Here is a 15805-nt window from a genome sequence, read left to right as displayed (position 1 = left end):
CGGGACGGAGGTGTCGGTGGCTCCGGCCACCAGGACCGAAGGGCTTGAACATCCATGTCACAGAAGTCGATCGCCCGTTCGCGGAGGACTCGCATCGCCGCCGCCGGAGCCGCCGTCGCACTCTCCTTCGCACTGGCTGCACCAGGAATTGCCGCAGCACAGGAGGAGACTCCGCCACCGTCGAACAGCGTCGCCGAGCAGGCACCTACCGATCCGCCGGCCGACGAGCAGGCGCCCACCGGGGAAGCAACCACGCCGTCGGGAGATGCACTCGTGCAACCGCCTGCGGATGTTCCTGCACCCGGCGCAGGTGATGCGTCGGCAGCAGCGGTGCCTGCCCCCGAAGCACCGTCGACCGATCGACCTCTCCCCCAGGTAACGGGCGGGGTCGTGTTCAACGACGACGGCACGGCGACGATCAACGTCGACATCGTCCCGCAGCTCAGCGACGCCGAGAAGCAAGCGCTCGCGGACGCCGAGGCCAAGAGCAAAGCCGCTGCGGAGGCATCCACCGCGGCGCAGGCTCGTCTCGATGCAGCCGTCGCCGCAGATGCCGCGGCAAGTACCGCGGTCACCAAGGCAGAGCTCGCTGCGGCGGACGCGGTGGTGAAGGCCAAGAAGGCCGACGCCGACGCAACAGCCGCCGAACTGGACCGCATCGCTGCCGTCGGAGCGGTGAACAAGGCCAAGGCCGACACCGCAGCTCTCGAAGCAGCGAATACTGCGGCTGCACAGGCCAAGACCGACGCCGACACTGCCGCAGCCACAGCCCTCGCCGAGGCAGACCGGTTGGAAGCCGAAGCGGCCGGTGCCGGTGACCCGGAAGCGGTGGAGGCCGCAGCGGCAGCACGTGCCGACGCGACCGCCAAGGCCGAGCTTGCTGCCACCGCGTCTGCCGATGCCGAAGCAGCTGCCACGGCGCTGCAGGATTCGATCGTCGCAGTGCAGGATTCGTTCAAGACTCTCAACCTCGCCAAGGTGAGTGCCGCTGTCCGCGCGGCGGCGGCCAGAGCAGCCGAATCGCTGTCGGCGGCCATTGCCGCACGCACAGCGCTGGACGTCTCCGCGGCAGCCGAGGCCAATGCACGGGATCTCGAAGCGGCAGCGGCGACGTCGACGGAGGCAGCAACCGCCGCGAACAAAGCTGCTGCCGACGCACGGACCGCTGCGACTGCAGCCCAGGAGAAGGCCACCGCGGCTGCGGCCGCGGCAACGCAAGCGCAGGCCGACCTCGACGCAGCGCCGTCGGATGCGGATATCGCAGCGCTCGAAAAGGCCGCCGCCGATGCAGAGGCCGCGGTCGAGGAAGCCAATGCGGCACTGGCCACCGCGGAAGCCGACGTGACGCGGACCGAAGCCGATCTGACGGCAGCTCAGGCCGCGTCCGACACCGCAGCAGCGGACGTGAAGGCTGCGCAGACCGCAGCGGCCGAGGCCAAGACGGCAGCCGATGCAGCGACCAAGGCCGAAGCCGATCTGAAGGCCAAGGCAGCTGAATTGGCAGCGAGCGGACCGAAATTCAGCTGGACCATCAACATCGGCGGGACGACGAAGGACGACGTCCCCGTGACCCAGGTCGATGACACCACGGTGGTCGTCGACGAGACCGGTGTGGAACTGGTGGGCGTGTCCAACGAGGACGGATCGTTCACGGTCGCGGACTACTTCACCACCGACGACGACGGTGTCACCGTCCTTGCCGGAGAACTGCCCGCTGTCGATCTGGCACTGGGCGATTCGTCCACCGAAGCGTCGGGCGATTCGGACAGCTCGTCCGCGACACCGGCAATCTTGGCCGGCGTCGGCGTCGTCGCTGTTGCCGCGGTGGGTGGCGGGCTCTACCTGCGTCGTCGCAACTCGACCGATGCATCTGCGTAAGTTCGCAGTCGCGATCGCTCTGGGTGTCACACTGACCGGCTGTGCGCAGTCGGAGCCGGCCAGTGTGACACCGCCCGATCGGTCGGCGGTGGAGGCGCAGATTTCTGCGGCTCCACCGTCTCCGGTTGCTCCCGCGCAACCGGAGTGGATCGAGCTACGATCCGCCGAGTCGCAGACCTACATGAGCAGCACGGTCAATCCCGACGGCCTGTACCGCGACTCGTCGCAAGTACTCAACCCCGTGGACGAGCGACCCGCGTGGTGGGCCGAGAGCGGGCTACCCGGAACCGACACTGAGCAGACAGTGGTCGTGGTGGGCCACAACTACTCGACGCGGGACGCACCGTTTCGGTCACTCGGAGTGGCGCAGGTCGGCGACATCGTCGTAGTGCGCACAGCGACCGGCACTCTCGAATACGGCGTCGAATCGGTCGGGCCCCTGCCGAAGGGCTCCCTCCTGGCCGACAACGACCTGCGAGCGCAGGTCCCCGGCCGACTGATCCTCGCCAACTGCGACGTACGCAATGGCGAACCGACGGGAGACAACTTCTTCGTCGTGGCGCAGCTGGCTGGCTGAACAAATGGGTGTTGCATCTATGCGCATGATAACTACGATTAGGGGATGAACGAAACAAGACCTCTCCGCGTCGCCATCGTCGGCGCCGGACCCGCAGGCATCTACGCCGCCGACGCACTCATGAAGTCCGACACAGATGTCAGTATCGACCTGTTCGAGCGCATGCCCGCACCCTTCGGCCTCATCCGCTACGGCGTCGCACCGGACCACCCCCGCATCAAAGGCATCATCACCGCCCTGCACAAGGTCCTCGACAAGCCCCAGGTCCGCCTGCTCGGCAACATCGACTACGGCACCGACATCACCCTCGACGACCTGCGCCGCTTCTACGACGCCGTCATCTTCTCCACCGGCGCCAACGCCGACCGCGCACTGAACATCCCCGGCATCGACCTCGACGGCAGCTACGGCGCCGCCGACTTCGTCTCCTGGTACGACGGCCACCCCGACGTCCCCCGCACCTGGCCCCTCGACGCCGAGAAAGTCGCCGTCCTCGGCGTCGGCAACGTCGCCCTCGACGTCGCCCGCGTCCTCGCCAAGACCGGCGACGAACTCCTCCCCACCGAAATCCCCGCCAACGTCTACGAAGGCCTCAAAGCCAACAAGGCCCTCGAAGTCCACGTCTTCGGACGCCGCGGACCCGCGCAAGCCAAGTTCACCCCCCTCGAACTCCGCGAACTCGACCACTCCCCCAACATCGAGGTCATCGTCGCCCCCGAGGACATCGACTACGACGAAGGCTCCGAAGCCGCCCGCCGCGGATCCAAGCAGGTCGACATGGTCGCCAACACCCTGCAGGACTGGGCCATCCGCGACGTCGGCAACCGCCCCCACAAACTGTTCCTGCACTTCTTCGAATCCCCCACCGAAATCCTCGGCGAGAACGGCAAGGTCGTCGGACTACGCACCGAACGCACCGAACTCGACGGCACCGGCAACGTCCGCGGCACCGGCACCTACAACGACTGGGACGTCCAAGCGGTCTACCGCGCCGTCGGCTACCTCTCCCAGAACATCGCCCAACTCCCCTTCGACGACCAAGCCGGCACCATCCCCAACGAAGCAGGCCGCGTCGTGGAGTCCCCGTCCTCGACCACCCCGGTCCCGGCCACCTACGTCACCGGCTGGATCAAGCGTGGACCCGTCGGCCTGATCGGTCACACCAAGGGCGACGCCAACGAAACCGTCGCCAACCTCCTCGAGGACGCACCCGGCTTCACCGGCGCCACCGACCCCGATCTCGACGCGGTCACCACGTTCCTCGAAGACAAGAAGGTTCCCTTCACCACCTGGGACGGCTGGTACCGCCTCGACGCCCACGAACGCTCCCTCGGCGAACCCGAAGGCCGCGAACGCGTCAAAGTCGTCGAACGTGAAGAGATGGTCGCCGCGTCGAAGGAATGAGCACGTTGCGTTCCCGTGGGTAGTTCTGCACAGCACTTGTGTAGAGCCACTCACGGGCACATCAACGAAGAACGAACCCTGAGTAGCCTTTCTCGGCGACCTCGTTGCACTTCTTCTCGTATTCGACACACCCTCCGACGTACGGCATGAAAATTTGCGGTTTGCCCGGAATGTTGGCACCCATGTACCACGAGGCGGCCTTTGGAAACACCGTGTACGACGCCATCTCGTTGACGTGCGCCACCCAGCCTTCCTCGGCCTCAGGGGTGGGCTCGATGGTGTCGTATCCGTGAGAGCTCATGTACCCCAGTAGTTCCGCTGTCCATTCGACGTGTTGCTCGATGGCGGTGACCATGTTGGCCAACACGGACGGACTGCCCGATCCCGCGATGAGAAGCAGGTTGGGGAAGCCTGCGACGCCGAGCCCCAGGTAAGTGGTCGGTCCGTGCTGCCACTTGTTCTTCAGCCTCTCGCCGCCGACGCCGGTGATATCGATGCGGTCGAGAGCACCGGTCATGGCGTCGAATCCGGTTGCGAGGCAGAGTACGTCGAACTCATGGTCCGCATCTCCGGTACGCGCTCCCGTGGGAGTGATCGATTCCAGTGGAGATTTCCGTAGGTCCACCAGGGTGACATTGTCTCGGTTGTACGTTTCGAAATAGTTCGTGTCGACGCAGATCCGCTTGGCGCCGAGCGGGTATCCCCGCGGGATCAACGATTCGGCAGTATCGGGATCCTCGACCGTCGCCCGGATCTTGTCGCGAACGTAGTCGGCGACCGTGTCGTTCGCCTCGTCGGTCAGCATCAGATCCTGATATGCACCCAGTAAAGCAAAGCCACCCTTGCCCCATCGCCCGTCGAACTCTTTCACTCGATCTTCGTGGGCCACATCCAGCGCGTTCTGCTCGTTGTCTCCGCGCTCGACACCGGCCGACGACGCCCGCGCCCGACGCCTACGCTCGGGATAGTTCGCCTTCACCTCGCGCTCGAACTCGGGGTCGAGTGGCCCGTTGAGCGCCGGCACCGAGAAACTCGCCGTACGTTGCAGCACGGTCAGGTGTTCGGCTACCTTCGCGACCTCGGGAATGAGCTGAATGCCCGACGACCCCGTGCCGATCACCGCGACGCGCTTGTCGGTGAAATCGACCCCCTCCTTGGGCCAGTCTCCAGTGTGGTAGGTCTTGCCCGCAAAGCTTTCAAGCCCAGCAATGTTCGGCGTCTGAGGAACCGACAGACACCCAGTTGCCATGATCAGAAATTGCGTCGTGACCTCAGCCCCGTCGGCGTGTACCGCCCAGGTCCGCGTGTCCTCGTCGTACTGCGACGACTGCACTCGCGTGTGCAGCGAGATGTCGCGTCGGAGATCGAATCGATCTGCAACGTGCTGTAGGTATTCGAGGATCTCGGGTTGCGCAGGGTAGCGCTCCTTCCATCGCCACTCCTGCTGTAATTCTTCATCGAACGAGAACGAGTAGTCGACGCTCTCGACGTCGCATCGCGCACCTGGATACCGGTTCCAGAACCACGTTCCTCCTACGTCCTCGCCCGCTTCGAAGAGATGGACGTTCAGGCCTTGGCCTCTGAGCTTCCACAGCAGGTAGAGGCCGGAGAACCCTGCTCCGACGATCACCGCGTCGAACGAATCTTCTCTATTAGTGCGCATGATTAGCACGGTATTGGGGTAGCCTGGTTGTGTCAACGGTCACAATCACGCGGAGGGAGCACCCATGGCAGATCAGTCACGTTGCCCAATAGCCCATTTCGATCACAATTCACCCGAGCACTCCGCAGACCCGATCGGCTCGTACCGAGAGTTTCGATCCAAGCACGACGTCGCATGGAGTGAGGCCAACGGAGGCTACTGGGTTCTCGCCGGATACGACGCAGTCTTCGAGGCCGCTCGCGACGACGACATCTTCACCTCGCGCAGAACCCCCTCCGGTGGCGACGGACTGTCGGTGGTCATCCCCAAGACCCCTATGCATCAGCACATCCCGATCGAGCTCGATCCGCCGGAGTTCCGGAAGTATCGAAAGATCGTCAATCTGATCACCGCGCCCGCGGCCGTCGGCCGGATGACGGACATGATCGCGCACTACACGACCTGGTTCATCGACGAAGTGATCGAAGCGGGCGAGTGCGACTTCTCGGACATCATCGGGGTGCCGTCGATCGTCACGATCGACTGGCTTGGTATCCCCACCGACGAGTGGCGCCGGTACTCCTCCGCGCACCGAGCAACTCTTGCATCTCCCCAGGACAGCGCGGAGTTCAAGCAGGCAGTGGAGGTGGACCTTCCTGCGTGTTCCGCGCAGATGCGAGAGATCATCGCAGCTCGCCGCGAGAACCCGACCGACGACGCCATCAGCTTCCTCGTTCAGCAGTCGATCGACGACCGTCCCATCACCGACGACGAGGTCTTCTCCATCGTCGAGTTGCTCATCTCCGGCGGTGTCGGAACGACCGCATCGTTGGTCAGCCAGGCTCTCGTCTGGCTGCATCAACATCACGACGCTCGGCAGAAGCTGATCGACGATCCATCCCTGCTGGACCATGCGGTCGAGGAGTTTCTTCGGTACTTCTCGCCCACTCAGGCCCTGGCCCGTACCGTCACTCAGGACATCGAGTTCAAGGGATGCCCGATGCGTGAGGGCGACCGAGTTCTGTTGTCCTGGGCGTCGGCGAACCGCGACGAGGCCGCCGGCTTCGAGAATCCCGACGAGCTGGACATCGAGCGCTGGCCCAACCGTCACACGGCCTTCGGGGTGGGAGTACATCGTTGCGCCGGTTCCCATCTCGGCCGGGCCATGGCGCGTTCACTCATCGGCCAGATCCTCGAACGGATGCCGGACTTCGCCATCGACGAGTCCAAGATGCAGCGCTACATCAGGCAGGGCGTCAACGTGGGCTTCCGTTCGCTCCCAGCAACGTTCACGCCAGGCGTTCGTCGCTCGGTATCCGCGTGAAGGGTAGAACCGCACTGGTCACCGGTGCAGGCGCCGGGATGGGCAACGCAACGGCCCTCGCCTTCGCGAGGGAAGGCGCAGATGTCGTCGCCGCCGACCTCGATGAGACTGCTGGGAAGACTACGGTTGCCGAGATCGAAGCACTCGGTGCACGAGCCGAGTTCGTACAGGTAGACGTCGCCGACTCCGGGCAGATTCACAATATGGTCGACGCCACCATCAGCAGCTTCGGCCGCCTCGATTTCGCCGTCAACAATGCAGCCATCGCTCCCGATCGTCATTGCATCGTCGATGTCGACGAGGCCGAGTTCGCCCGAATGCTGACGGTCAATCTCACCTCGGTCCTGCTGTGCATGAAGTTCCAGATCAGAGCAATGCTCGACGCCGATCGCGGTGGTTCCATCGTCAATATCGGTTCGGTCAGATCGCTTCGAGCGCTGGCAGGTTCACCAGGGTACACCGCAACCAAGCACGCCGTAGTTGGCCTGAGCAACACCGCGGCACTCGAGTACGCCTCTGCCGGAATCCGCGTCAACACGGTCTGTCCTGGTCCGATCGACACTCCGATGCTGCGGCAGGCGCGCGCACGACGCGGGGAAACCGCTGAGTCCGACACCAAGACTCGCACGCCGCTGGGCCGGCTCGGAGCCCCGGACGAGGTCGCTCGAACCTCACTGTGGCTGTGCTCGGACGCAGCCTCGTTCGTCACCGGACAAACCATCGCCGTCGACGGCGGATTCTTGACACCATAGAGATCGACACGAAAAGGATTGGAACAATGACCAGCACTACCGACATCAGCACCATCGTCACCGACCGGGCATTCCTGGAATGCCCGCGCTGGCACGACGGACGAATCTGGATCTCGGATCTCTATGCTCACGAGGTACTTTCGATCGGTGACGAGGGTGATGTTCGCGTCGAGGCGACCCTGACCGACCGCCCCTCCGGTCTCGGCTGGCTACCCGACGGCCGTCTGCTGATCGTCTCGATGGTCGATGGGCTCGTGCTACGACGCGAGAACGATGGCAGCCTCGTCACCCACGCCGACGTGGCCCACCTTGCCACCGGCAAGTTGAACGACATGGTCGTCGACGAACGCGGGCATGCCTACATCAGCACGTTCGGATTCGAGTTTCGCAGCAGGTCGTACGTCGAATCTGCAGTACTCATCCATGTGGCTCCCAATGGAGACGCCGACATCGCGGCCGGAGATCTGCTGTTCCCCAACGGATCCGTCATCACGAAGGACCGAACCCTGGTCGTCGCCGAGTCCATGGGCAACCGGTTGACCGCCTTCGACATCGCCGACGATGGTGGCTTGTCGAACCGGCGCACCTGGGCGGCGTTCGGCGCCGAGGTTCCCCGCACCACGGTCAAGGACGCGATGCGCGCAGCACAGGTCGCACCGGACGGCATCGGGCTCGACTCCGAAGGTGCAATCTGGGTTGCCGATGCCCTCCATCAGAAGTTGATTCGTGTCATGGAAGGCGGGGAGATCGTCGAAGAGAAAGTCTTCCCGACAGGTGTTTTCGCCTGCATGCTCGGCGGGCAGGACGGACGGACGCTGTTCGCGTGTGCTGCACCGTCCTCCTCGGAGCATGCACGCCAGGACACCCGAGATGCGAGCCTACTTTCGGTCAGAGTCGACGTACCGGCGTAATCCTGAGAAAAGGGCCCCTCTCGAGAGAGGGGCCCTTTTCGTGGGGCAGGCTAGTTCGCGAACTGAATCAGCTTGGTCTCGAGGAACGAACTCAAGCCTTCGACATTGCCTTCGCGCCCCAAACCGGACTGCTTGTATCCACCGAACGGCTGCGTGACGCACATGTCCCAGCCGTTGATCGAGATCTGTCCGGTGCGGACGCGTCGGGCAACGCTTTCCGCGAGCGCGGCGTCCTCGGCGTAGACGGCTCCGGAGAGTCCGTAATCGGAATCGTTGGCGATGGCGACGGCCTCCTCGACATCGTCGAACGGGATCACCACGACGACCGGACCGAAGATTTCCTCCTGCGCAATGCGCATGTCGTTGGTGACGTCGGCGAACAGCGTCGGCTCGACGTACCAGCCCTTGTCCAGTCCGGCCGGGCGTCCACCACCGGTCACGAGCCTGGCACCTTCGGCCTTGCCGACCTCGATGTAGTCGAGCACGCGGGTGCGCTGTCGCTCGGCGGCGAGTGGTCCGATGACGGTGCTGTCCTCACGTGGGTCGCCGACGGACACCGACTCGAAGATCGTCTTGATGGTCTCCACCACCTCGTCCTGACGGTGACGCGGGACGACGATGCGGGTGATGGCAGCGCAGACCTGCCCGCTGTGGCCGATACCTGCGAACGCAAGGCCGGGGAACACCTTGTCGAGAGCGATGTCGTCGGCGATGATGCCGGCAGACTTTCCACCCAGTTCCAGGGTGACCCGTGCGATGCGCTCGCCGCAGATGCTCATGATCTTTCGTCCGGCGATGGTCGATCCGGTGAACGAAATCTTGTCGACGTCTTTGTGCCGCACCAGGTACTCGCCGGTCTCGCGGCCGCCCGGTAGCAGCGAGATGACGCCCTCGGGCAGACCTGCTGCTTCGAGTGCCTCGGCGAGCAGCATGGTACTGACCGGACCTTCGGGTGCAGGCTTGAGCACGACCGTACAACCGGCAGCGAGAGCAGGCGCGATCTTCAGCGAGGCCGTGGCGACCGGGCCGTTCCACGGGATGATCGTTGCAACGACGCCGATCGGCTCGCGGACGAGTTTGCCGTGGCCTTCGGGCCAGCTGCGCTCTTCCTCGAATTCGAATCGTTCGTGGAGGGTGGAGGCGTCACCCCACATCTTGAGGGCGTTGTTGTGGAATGCGACGCTCGCGCCCGCGGGTGCGCCGATCTCGGCGGTGAACGCGGTTGCCATGGCGTCGAATCGTTTCTCCACCTCTTCTTGGATGCGGATGAGGTACTTCGCCCGTTCGGCGGCGGTGAGACGCGGCCATGGGCCTTCGTCGAACGCTTTCCGTGCGGCAGCGACGGCCTTGTCGATGTCGGCGGGCTGCGCTTCGGGGACCGTCGCGAGCAGTTCCTCGGTGATCGGGGAGACGACGTCGATCACCTTGTCGCTGGACGGCTCCACCCACTTTCCACCGATGAACAGTTTGTCGTAGCTCTTCAGGGTCGTGGCGGTGGGGACTGTAGCGGTCATCGGTACATCACTCCTGTTGTTGCCGAACGGATTTAGCTGAGCGGTCGGTCGATATCGCGAAGCGCCGTTGCATCGGGCCGTGCGCCTGCGGAAATAGCAGCGCGTGCGCCGATCATGAGCTTTGGCGTGTCGATACTGAGATGTGCTGTGAGCAGCCCTGTGTCGTCGATCCACGCCGCTGCCCATCTCCCGTCCACGCCGTCACGAACGACGACTGTGTCGGTGGCTGCGTGGTGACCGACGTACTGGAGCTTGTGACCGAATTGATCACTCCAGAAGTACGGGACCGGATCGTGAGCGACGGGTTCGCCGCCCGTCAGGGTCTGGGCGATCGCGTCGGGACCGGTTCTTGCGTCGTCCCAATGCTCGACGAGCAAAGACGTGCTCGAACGTGGAGACCAGCGCACCGCGACGTCACCGACTGCGAATACGTGGGGATCGGACGTTCGCAGGTTCTCGTCGACGACGACCCCGCGATCGATGTCGAGTCCCGATCCTTCCAACCACGCCACATCCGGCCTGACGCCGACTCCGGCGACGACGACATCGGCTGGAATCTCCTCGCCGGTGGTCAGCGTGACGCCGGTGTCGGTGACTTCGCGAACGCCGACCCCGAGACGCAGGTCCACCTCCGACCACCAGTCGACGAATCGCTTGCCGACTTCCTCACCCAGTGCATTCCCGAGCGGCGCGGGACCATACTCGATGCAGGTTACCTCGGCGCCGGCAGCAAGAGCCGCCGTCGCGACCTCCGCGCCGATCCAACTTGCGCCGACGAGAACGATTTTCGCTCCGGGAACGAGCTTCTCGCGGAGCGCATGGGAATCGTCGACGGTGCGCACGGCCGTCTGCCGATCGCTACCAGGCACGCGGATGGGTGCGGCGCCCGTCGCAATGATCAAGGCGTCGTACTCGATCGGCCCGCCTGCTGTGTGGACCTGCCTGGCCGAAGTGTCGAGTCCTGTTGCGGCGCTACCGATACGGACATCGACGTTCAAGTCGTCGTAGTCGGTGCGCAACTGTGTGTTCAGCTCGCCCTTCAACGCAGCCTTGGTGAGAGGGGGACGGTCGTACGGTAGGTGCTTCTCGGCAGCAAGAAGCACGATCTCCCCTTCGAAACCGCGCGCACGCAACGTTTCACAGGACCGTGCTCCGGCGAGACCGCCCCCGACGATGACAACTTTCATCAGTACATCGGGGCTGCGGGTGCGGTGGCGGCGGCGAGCGCCTCGCCGTCGGCCAGGATTCGTTTTCCGGGTGTGAAGTGCGCCGGAATCCGCTGCCAGCCCATGTTGGTGCCCTGGTGCGGGTAACGCTCCAGCTTGTCGCGCTCGATCGTGTAATCCGGCATACGGTCGAGGATCTGCGTCAACAGCGTCTTGGCCATCAGACGACCGAGGTGCGAACCGGAGCATCGATGCACCCCGATTCCGAATGCGGTGTGGCGGTTGGGCCAGCGGTCGATGTCGATCTCGTCGGGGTTCTCGAACAGCTCTTCGTCGCGGTTCGCCGACGCCCAGGACAGAAGCACACGGTCGCCCTTCTTCATCGGGCATCCCTTGAATTCGACGTCGTCGGTGACCGTGCGGGCGAGCGCCTGCGTCGGCGAGAAGAACCGGAGGAATTCTTCGACGGCGTGGTCCATGAGCGACGGGTCGTCGATGAGCCGCTTCCGTACGTCGGTATGGTCGGCAAGCCAGACGAGGGTCTGGCTGACCAGTGAGGCCGTCGTTCCCGTGCCGCCCGCGACCAACAGCTCGACCATCGCGAACACCTCGAAGTCGTCGAGGACGCGGCCGTCGACCTCCTGCTGCACGAGATAGCTGATGACATCGTCGGTCGGGTTCTCGCGTCGATCGGCAATGACCGAGCGCATCTTGGCAGACAGATACGGGAAGTCGACTTTCATCGCATGCTCGTAGTGCGGAGTTCCCGGTACCCCAGCGAGAGCCTCGTGGTGCGCGGCCGCGTAGGTCTTCCAGTCTTCGATGCCGAGGCCGAGCCAGTCGACCGTGACGATGGCCGGAACGCCGATGACGGAGGTGAAGTCGCATTCGCCCGCCTCGATGACGCTGTCGATGAAGGCGGTGGTGTGGTGCTCGACCAGATCCTTCATCTTTTCGACGGCAGCTGGAGAAGTGATGGGGTTGACGATCTTGCGGTACTTACGAAACTCCGGCGGATCCAACTCGATCGGGATGTGAAAGTGCATGGGCGTTTTGGGAATGACCACCGACAAGCCCTCGCCGCCGTATTCGTTACGCGCCGAGGAGAACGTGTCGTCGTCGCGAGACGCGTCGAAGACAGCGTCGTAATCGGAGAGAACCCAGTAGCCGCCGTGCGCTTCGGACCAACCGCGCTTCTCCGCGTTCCTGAGCTTGCGGTAGGAGCCGACAGGGTCAGCGGAGTGTTCCTGCGAGTTGTGGTCGAAGTGGATGACCGGGCAACGGCCGCTTTCCGTCATGTCTGTGTTTCCTCCTGCAAGCGAAATCTGGCGCAACCATTCGGGCCTTGTTCTGATAATGGTTATACTAGATTACAATGTTGTCAACATCACAACGGTGACCAGCTTATAGTTCAAGTCACTGGAGTGGCTGTAAACAAAGAGCGCTTCGAAGGAGGAGTCGTGAACGTATCGGTCGACGAGTTCCAGTGCCAGGGGCACGGCCTGTGCCAAATGACGTCACCGCAGGTCTTCGCCCTGCGCGACGAGGACGGACATGCCTACGTGCTGCCCGAAGGGCAAGAACCCGACCACCTCGGGGAGGCCAGGGCAGGCGCGGACAGCTGCCCGGAGCGGGCCATCACTGTCGGTTGAGCGCAGTGCAGCAGCGGGGATGGTCGGGCGCTCTCCTGGCGGCCCGACCATACCCGCCAGCACAGGCCACCAGCAGCGTTACAGAGCCCGATCCCACTGAATGACCGAGCCCATGACGTCGGGGAACTTCCGCTCGGCGTACCGAACGTACTCGTTGATGTGCTGCGCCATCCGGTCCTGCGAGAGGCCTGGATCGTGCGCGAGGAGAGAGTCGTAGATCGATTGATGAGCTGTCAGGATCGCGGCGCGACGAGGCGCCGGATAGTCGATGCCGATGATCGTGCCGTCCATGATCCCGAGCAGCGAGTCCACGAGGTAGCCGAACAGCGGATTACCCGACGACCAGGCGATGATGTCGTGGAACTGCTTGTTGGCCTCGAGGAAGATGTACTGATCGTCGAGGGAATCGCGCATCGCTTCGATGGTGCCGTTGAGCTGGCCAAGAGACTCGTCGGTGATGCGTTCGGCGGCCAACCTACTGATCATCGGCTCCATCGCCACGCGCGCTTCGGCGATGGCCTTGAACGGCGCGTTCTTGAGCTGCATGAGCAGGATGACGGTGCTGGCCAAATGCGAGGCGTCGGGGTCGAGCAGGACCGGACCACCTTTGGGTCCCGGCTTGAGCGCAATGACTCCCTGAAACTCGAGCAGGCGAAGCGCCTCACGCAGCGTTCCTCGGCCGATCTGATACTTCTCGAGCATCGCCTTCTCGGGCGGAAGAAGATTGCCGACGGTGAGGCCCTGGCGCAGCGTGTCACGGATGATCTGTTGAGCGATCACCATCGCCGCCTTGGGAGCGCGATTGGTCACGGTCATGAGTGTGTCCTCCCAGCTTCGCGCGGACGACAACGCTGCCCGCGGACGCCCCGTAAATCAAGGCGATTGATTATAACAATAAAGCCCGAGCTGGTCTTCGACCACAAAACCGCAGTTCCCCGCTTTACAACTTCTTCAACCCCCACGCCGACGAACAGGAACGTTCATGCCTGACGTAATCATCGAAAGTACACCGGCCACGCTCTGGATCCGCCTCAACAGGCCCGAGCGGCGCAATGCATTCGACCCCGAGATGTCGGCCGCGATTGCCGACGCACTCGACGACGCCTCCGGCTATCGCTCGGTCGTCATCACCGGATCGGGAGGCAGCTTCTGCGCGGGCGGGTCATTGGCCAAGCTCAGCGAGCCGACGCCGAAGGAGATGCGCAGGCTGTACCGGGGCTCGTTGCGTCTGTTCGACTCCATCCGCAACTGCCCACGGCCGGTGATCGCCGCCGTCAACGGCGCCGCCGCAGGCGGTGGGAACGAGCTGATCGTCGCGTGCGACCTGGCTGTTGCTGCCCGCTCGGCAACCTTCGGCCAGACCGGCCCGCGCGTCGGAAGCTCCCCGGTCACCGGAGCCACCAACGTGATGGGCGTTCAGATCGGCGAGAAGCGCGCCAAGGAGATGGCCATGCTCTGCCGACGCTATTCCGCACAGCAGGCGTTGGATCTGGGTCTGGTCAACGAGGTGGTCGACGACGACAAGCTGGAGGAGACGGTCCGGGGATGGTGCGACGAGATTTCTGCGTTGAGTCCCCGCTACCTCGAGATCACCAAGATCAGCTCCAACGTGTGGTGGAACGCAGCACGCGACTCGTTCTCGACAGGACTCGGCATGCTCAACCAGGCGGTCGGCAGCCCTGACATGATCGAGGGTGCGACGGCCTTCCTTCAGAAGAGGAAGGCCGTCTTCCCGGACCCGGAGTGAACGGCTACTTCTCGGACAGCAGAACTTCCTCGGTGCCGTTCCACTGCACGACCGCGCCTTTGACTCGCATGTCGTTGCCCTCGAAGGTGACGTCACCTTCTGCGCCGGTGAAGCCCTCGGCCACGACCTGCTGCAAACCGTTCTGGATGTCCTCGCGCGACGCACCACCGGACTTCTCGATGGCGTGGGCGATCATCCACGCAGCGTCGTACCCCTCGGCTGCATAGTTGTTCGGGTTCTCGCCGTTGTACTTGGCGCGGTAGGCGGCGACGAACTCCTGCGTCGCGGGATTGGTGCCGTGGTAGGTGAAATCGGTGGGCCAGGTCATGCCCGCGCCTGCCGGCCCCGCGGGCGTGAGATTACCTGCACCGGAACCAGTGTGCGTGACCAGAGTTCCGTCGTAACCGGCTTGACGCAATTGCGAGACCGCGGTGGCGTTCTGGGCGCCGTTCATCATGATCGCGATCCCGTCGGGGTTGTCGGCGAGGATCTTCGCGATCGGAGCAGTGAAATCCTGGGTGGTGTTCTGCACCGAGGACGTCGACGCCACGGTGTAGCCGAACCGGTCGGCCATCTCCGGAATGGTCTTCTCCGACAACTGCGTCAAGGTCGGGTTGGCGCTGTTGTACAGAATGCCGAGGGTCTTCACGCCCTCCTGCTGGAGGTACTCACCCGCCTGGTCGTAGTAGGTCGCCATGGGAGCGGTTGCACGGTAGGTGTATTCGCCGACGAGTGTGCCTTCGCTGCCGGACTGGGTGAACACGATGGGCACCTTGGCCGCTTGCGCAAGAGGCGCGATGGCGATCGACTGCGCGCTGGTCACTGTGCCGAGGATCGCGGCGACATTGGGATTTACGGTCGCTTCGGTGACCTGACTCGCGGCGGTCTGCGCTTCTCCTGCGGTGTCGCGGCTTTCCAGCTTGACCGTCGACTCCCCCAGGTACTTCTGGTCGTTGATCTCATCGATCGCCAGCTCGATTCCCTTGAGTTGGTTGGACCCGGCATAGGACAACGTTCCGGTCTTGTCCGTGACGGAGAAAAGCGTGATTTCCGACGGCATTTCCCCCGACGCGGTGCTTCCGCCGCTTCCGCCGCTACATCCGGCGATGCCGAGTACCGCAGCCGCGGCCAACGCCGGGACAGCAAACCTTTTCATCGTTGCTCTCATTTCCTGGTAATCATGCGCATATAATGGATGGAGTTCATGATGGGTCGTCCGTGACGTCCTGTCCAGGAAA

Annotated in this window: 14 protein-coding genes; 8 read left to right on the top strand and 6 right to left on the bottom strand. The window is 63.8% G+C overall.

The window, feature by feature from the left end; translation table 11 throughout:
• Window positions 1–54 precede the first annotated feature (54 nt).
• Genes CH290_RS04315 through CH290_RS04305 form a run of 3 tightly spaced genes read left to right on the top strand, consistent with a single transcriptional unit; the run spans window position 55 to window position 3859 of the window.
• Entirely contained in the window at window positions 55–1878 is a 1824-nt protein-coding gene (locus CH290_RS04315) for a hypothetical protein (RefSeq protein WP_020113342.1), read from the top strand.
• Window positions 1865–2455 carry a class F sortase gene (locus CH290_RS04310; protein ID WP_020113341.1) on the top strand — a complete coding sequence of 197 codons (591 nt, stop codon included), beginning with the start codon at window positions 1865–1867 and terminating at the stop codon, window positions 2453–2455. Before CH290_RS04315 ends, CH290_RS04310 begins: the two co-directional genes overlap by 14 nt.
• A 45-nt stretch (window positions 2456–2500) precedes the next feature.
• Complete coding sequence (locus CH290_RS04305; RefSeq protein ID WP_094620700.1) at window positions 2501–3859, top strand: FAD-dependent oxidoreductase; 1359 nt, start codon at window positions 2501–2503, stop codon at window positions 3857–3859.
• 61 nt (window positions 3860–3920) lie between these two features.
• Here CH290_RS04305 and CH290_RS04300 read toward each other — a convergent pair whose 3' ends face one another.
• The gene (locus CH290_RS04300; protein WP_027498646.1) at window positions 3921–5522 is read right to left on the bottom strand and encodes a flavin-containing monooxygenase; all 1602 of its coding nucleotides are present in this window, start codon (window positions 5520–5522) and stop codon (window positions 3921–3923) included.
• Window positions 5523–5586: 64 nt separating this feature from the next.
• On the opposite strand from CH290_RS04300, the gene CH290_RS04295 reads away from it, so the two are divergent.
• The 3 genes from CH290_RS04295 to CH290_RS04285 are packed head-to-tail and all read left to right on the top strand — an operon-like array spanning window position 5587 to window position 8488.
• Window positions 5587–6825: a cytochrome P450 gene (locus tag CH290_RS04295; protein ID WP_020110858.1), complete on the top strand. Its 1239-nt coding sequence runs from the start codon at window positions 5587–5589 to the stop codon at window positions 6823–6825.
• The gene (locus CH290_RS04290) at window positions 6822–7577 is read left to right on the top strand and encodes an SDR family NAD(P)-dependent oxidoreductase (RefSeq protein WP_020110859.1); all 756 of its coding nucleotides are present in this window, start codon (window positions 6822–6824) and stop codon (window positions 7575–7577) included. The genes CH290_RS04295 and CH290_RS04290 overlap by 4 nt, the downstream gene beginning before the upstream one ends.
• 26 nt (window positions 7578–7603) lie before the next feature.
• Window positions 7604–8488, top strand: coding sequence for an SMP-30/gluconolactonase/LRE family protein (locus CH290_RS04285; RefSeq protein WP_019663184.1), 885 nt, complete (start codon window positions 7604–7606; stop codon window positions 8486–8488).
• 50 nt (window positions 8489–8538) lie between these two features.
• Here CH290_RS04285 and CH290_RS04280 read toward each other — a convergent pair whose 3' ends face one another.
• Genes CH290_RS04280 through CH290_RS04270 form a run of 3 tightly spaced genes read right to left on the bottom strand, consistent with a single transcriptional unit; the run spans window position 8539 to window position 12466 of the window.
• Entirely contained in the window at window positions 8539–10002 is a 1464-nt protein-coding gene (locus CH290_RS04280) for an aldehyde dehydrogenase (protein ID WP_019663183.1), read from the bottom strand.
• A 32-nt stretch (window positions 10003–10034) separates the two neighbouring features.
• Window positions 10035–11189, bottom strand: a complete 1155-nt coding sequence (locus CH290_RS04275) for an NAD(P)/FAD-dependent oxidoreductase (protein ID WP_020110860.1) — start codon at window positions 11187–11189, stop codon at window positions 10035–10037.
• Complete coding sequence (locus CH290_RS04270; protein ID WP_020110861.1) at window positions 11189–12466, bottom strand: cytochrome P450; 1278 nt, start codon at window positions 12464–12466, stop codon at window positions 11189–11191. Before CH290_RS04270 ends, CH290_RS04275 begins: the two co-directional genes overlap by 1 nt.
• Window positions 12467–12628: 162 nt before the next feature.
• Between CH290_RS04270 and CH290_RS04265 the strand changes: the two genes are divergently transcribed.
• A complete protein-coding gene (locus tag CH290_RS04265) occupies window positions 12629–12820 on the top strand; it encodes a ferredoxin (protein WP_019663180.1) in 192 nt (63 codons plus the stop codon).
• Window positions 12821–12898: 78 nt separating this feature from the next.
• Here CH290_RS04265 and CH290_RS04260 read toward each other — a convergent pair whose 3' ends face one another.
• Window positions 12899–13636: a FadR/GntR family transcriptional regulator gene (locus CH290_RS04260; RefSeq protein WP_019663179.1), complete on the bottom strand. Its 738-nt coding sequence runs from the start codon at window positions 13634–13636 to the stop codon at window positions 12899–12901.
• A 166-nt stretch (window positions 13637–13802) separates the two neighbouring features.
• On the opposite strand from CH290_RS04260, the gene CH290_RS04255 reads away from it, so the two are divergent.
• Window positions 13803–14567, top strand: coding sequence for an enoyl-CoA hydratase/isomerase family protein (locus CH290_RS04255; protein WP_020110862.1), 765 nt, complete (start codon window positions 13803–13805; stop codon window positions 14565–14567).
• A 4-nt stretch (window positions 14568–14571) separates the two neighbouring features.
• Here CH290_RS04255 and CH290_RS04250 read toward each other — a convergent pair whose 3' ends face one another.
• The gene (locus CH290_RS04250; RefSeq protein ID WP_027498647.1) at window positions 14572–15723 is read right to left on the bottom strand and encodes an ABC transporter substrate-binding protein; all 1152 of its coding nucleotides are present in this window, start codon (window positions 15721–15723) and stop codon (window positions 14572–14574) included.
• Between the last annotated feature and the right edge of the window lie 82 nt (window positions 15724–15805).

Source organism: Rhodococcus sp. 06-156-4 (genome assembly GCF_002259345.1).
In the GTDB taxonomy this organism is placed as follows: domain Bacteria; phylum Actinomycetota; class Actinomycetes; order Mycobacteriales; family Mycobacteriaceae; genus Rhodococcoides; species Rhodococcoides fascians_E.
Note: the sequence above shows the minus strand (reverse complement) of the source record. Positions and strands in the feature narration are given on the sequence as shown.

What these genes read in the sequence shown, in the direction of transcription:
- CH290_RS04315 (WP_020113342.1), top strand. Translation starts at nt 55, where the DNA reads ATGTCACAGAAGTCGATCGCCCGTTCGCGGAGGACTCGCATCGCCGCC.
- CH290_RS04310 (WP_020113341.1), top strand. Translation starts at nt 1,865, where the DNA reads ATGCATCTGCGTAAGTTCGCAGTCGCGATCGCTCTGGGTGTCACACTG.
- CH290_RS04305 (WP_094620700.1), top strand. Translation starts at nt 2,501, where the DNA reads ATGAACGAAACAAGACCTCTCCGCGTCGCCATCGTCGGCGCCGGACCC.
- CH290_RS04300 (WP_027498646.1), bottom strand. Translation starts at nt 5,522, where the DNA reads ATGCGCACTAATAGAGAAGATTCGTTCGACGCGGTGATCGTCGGAGCA.
- CH290_RS04295 (WP_020110858.1), top strand. Translation starts at nt 5,587, where the DNA reads ATGGCAGATCAGTCACGTTGCCCAATAGCCCATTTCGATCACAATTCA.
- CH290_RS04285 (WP_019663184.1), top strand. Translation starts at nt 7,604, where the DNA reads ATGACCAGCACTACCGACATCAGCACCATCGTCACCGACCGGGCATTC.
- CH290_RS04280 (WP_019663183.1), bottom strand. Translation starts at nt 10,002, where the DNA reads ATGACCGCTACAGTCCCCACCGCCACGACCCTGAAGAGCTACGACAAA.
- CH290_RS04275 (WP_020110860.1), bottom strand. Translation starts at nt 11,189, where the DNA reads ATGAAAGTTGTCATCGTCGGGGGCGGTCTCGCCGGAGCACGGTCCTGT.
- CH290_RS04270 (WP_020110861.1), bottom strand. Translation starts at nt 12,466, where the DNA reads ATGACGGAAAGCGGCCGTTGCCCGGTCATCCACTTCGACCACAACTCG.
- CH290_RS04260 (WP_019663179.1), bottom strand. Translation starts at nt 13,636, where the DNA reads ATGACCGTGACCAATCGCGCTCCCAAGGCGGCGATGGTGATCGCTCAA.
- CH290_RS04255 (WP_020110862.1), top strand. Translation starts at nt 13,803, where the DNA reads ATGCCTGACGTAATCATCGAAAGTACACCGGCCACGCTCTGGATCCGC.
- CH290_RS04250 (WP_027498647.1), bottom strand. Translation starts at nt 15,723, where the DNA reads ATGAAAAGGTTTGCTGTCCCGGCGTTGGCCGCGGCTGCGGTACTCGGC.